This is a genomic window from Actinomycetota bacterium (assembly GCA_036280995.1).
Lineage (GTDB): Bacteria > Actinomycetota > CALGFH01 > CALGFH01 > CALGFH01 > CALGFH01.
Window position 1 is genome coordinate 1 of the sequence record DASUPQ010000797.1, and the last position, 2384, is coordinate 2384.

2 protein-coding genes are annotated in these 2384 nt (G+C 69.5%); one reads left to right on the top strand and one right to left on the bottom strand.

Features of this window, described 5'->3' with window-relative positions; all coding sequences use genetic code 11:
- Positions 1–514: 514 nt before the first annotated feature.
- Positions 515–1915, bottom strand: coding sequence for an IS1380 family transposase (locus tag VF468_26710; GenBank protein HEX5881881.1), 1401 nt, complete (start codon positions 1913–1915; stop codon positions 515–517).
- A 165-nt stretch (positions 1916–2080) separates the two neighbouring features.
- Here VF468_26710 and VF468_26715 point away from each other — a divergent pair.
- Positions 2081–2384 (top strand): hypothetical protein (locus VF468_26715; protein HEX5881882.1); only part of this gene is annotated, 304 nt, incomplete at its 3' end.

Below are 2384 nucleotides of genomic sequence, written 5' to 3' on the forward strand. Positions count from 1 at the left end.
ACACGCGACCAACCACTCGCCGCGGGCGGCGGGGTCGACCCGGCAGCAAATGCCGGAACCAGGCAGGCGGAACAGACCCGTCCTCCTGGGTGCAAGAGGGTGATCGGCCGCGGCCAAAGGCGCTGATTCGGTGCCCCTGAGACACCGAAGGCCGCTAGCCCTGTTGCCCCCCGTGCTCCGCGCTCGCCACGGGTGCCGCCGAGCTCGGGCGGTGCTGGCCATCGTCGCCAGAACTGCGCTGGTACCCGGTCTGATCAGGGGCCGTCGCGGCGCTTCGGGCGGCTCCCTGCCTGCGCCGCATGACGATCGCGAGCACCGCAGCCACGACCAGCACCAGAACACCAAGCTGCACGTAGGGGCCGTACCTCTTAGCCTCGATCCGCAGAACAACCACGCGGGTGATCTTGGCTTCAATTAATCATGCTGGTTGGTGTCGGGAGGCGTGTCGGAGTCGCTGGTCTGTCCAGCTGTTCCACTGATCGGGTGCTCGGGCCGGGGGGTCGGCGGGGTGGTGTCAGGCAGCGGCGGGTGGGCTGTGGCCGATGGCCTGGTCCCACAGCCGGAGCCATGCGGGCGCCCAGGGCCAGCGGCTGGGTAGGTGCAGGACGCGCGCGCGGGCGGGTCGGGCCAAGCGGGCGGGCACGGTGATCAGCCGGCGGCGCAGGGTCGCGCCCCGGGCGACGGCGTGGCCTTGGCCGGCGAGGGTGCCGGCGGCGTGGAGCAGGTTGTGCGCGATCGCGGCGCACAGTGCCCAGGCGGAGTTGGCGCCGAAGTGCCCGGAGGGCAGGTGGGCCAGGGGTCCGTCGATCAGGTCGGCGAATACGGTTTCGATGATCGCGTGGCGGCGGTGGACGATGTCGGCCTGCGCGGTGGGCATGGTCGAGTTGGTGAAGAACGGGTGGTGGCGCCAGACCGGGAACAGCGCGTCGGGGTAGCGGGCGTCTTTGACCCGGCGCACCACCAGCCGGGCGGTGATCCGATCTTTGGTGGCGGCGAACGCGGTGTAGGGCACTTCGGCGATCTCGGCGTCGGAGATCCACGCGCCGGTGTCGGGGTCCTGGACCGCGCCCGGGTAGCGCACCGGGGTCCAGGCCGTGTCCGGGATGGAGGCGATGGCCCGTTGGATGGCCCGGTTTTTGATCATCACGAGGGAGAACTCGGCCTTGCCGCGCACACAGGCGCGGACCACCGCGCGGTTGCCGTAGGCCGAGTCGCCGCGGACCAGGATCTTCCCGGTGGCGCCGGCCGCCCGCGCGGTGCCGATCGCCTGGGCGACCATCCCTCCCGCGCCCTTGCCCGAGCCGGCCCTACCCGCGCGAAGCCGCATCCCGGCGATCACCGGCGCGGAGTGTTCGGTGCTGATCGTGGTGGCCAGTGGCGACAATCCCTTGCGCAGCACCTGCTTGCCGGCGATCTTGGTGTGCCCGTAGGAGGCTGCCTGCTTGGCGTGCCCGTAGACCGGGCGCAGCAACGAGTCGATGTCGATGAACGCCTGCTGCTCGATCCCGGCCAGCAGCAGCCCGGTGCGTTCGGCCAGGGCGCACAGGTGCTCGCGCAGCACCGATTCCAGCTGGCGGGCGTGGCCGAAGCTGAACTCGCGCAGCAGCACCCCCAGGGTGGAGGGTGCGTAGACGCCGTCGAACAGGATCGGCATCCCACCCGCGCGCAGCACGTCCAGGTCGTCGATGCTGTCCGCGCCGGCGCACATCCCGGCGATCACCCCGAGCAGCTTCGGTGCCGGGTTGGCCGCGCCCGACTTGATCCGCGGCGCAGTGATCGACACCTTCCCGGCAATGATCTCTGGTAGGCCGGTCTGCTCGGCCGGTCCGAGCAGCGGCACGAGCCCGGCATGCGACACGAGGTTGTCCTCGTCGAAGCGCGCAGAGCCAGCGGTGAATCTATGGGAGACTCGCACTGAAAGTGCCTCTCTCGAGCCGGGTTGATCGGTGCATCGCAACACCCATCATCCCAGCTCAGGAGGCACTTTCCTCATTCACACGCCGCTGCCCGACGCGGTTCATCTGCGGATCGAGGCTTAGCGGCCGGTGAGTTCGGCCTATCTGTTGAGGCACTCGAACCCGTGGCCGAGTCCATGGTGTCCACACCCGAGGCCGAGCTGTTAGCCGAGTGGTTGGCCGCCTTACCCGAGGAATACTGGTCGAACCGCCCGGGGCTAGTCCTGGCCCACGCGTCGTTGGCCTTCGCCCATGGAGCGCATGAATCCTCCTACAACGCAATGGAGCAGGCCTTGGAGGTGCTCCTCGACGCCGGGGAGCATGAGCGGGCGTCCATAGCGTTCTTCCGCCTGCTCCAAAACATGATCGCTTCAGGTACGGGTTCGCCCCGTCGGGTAGCCGCCGGGCAGCGATACGTACCCCGCCTCG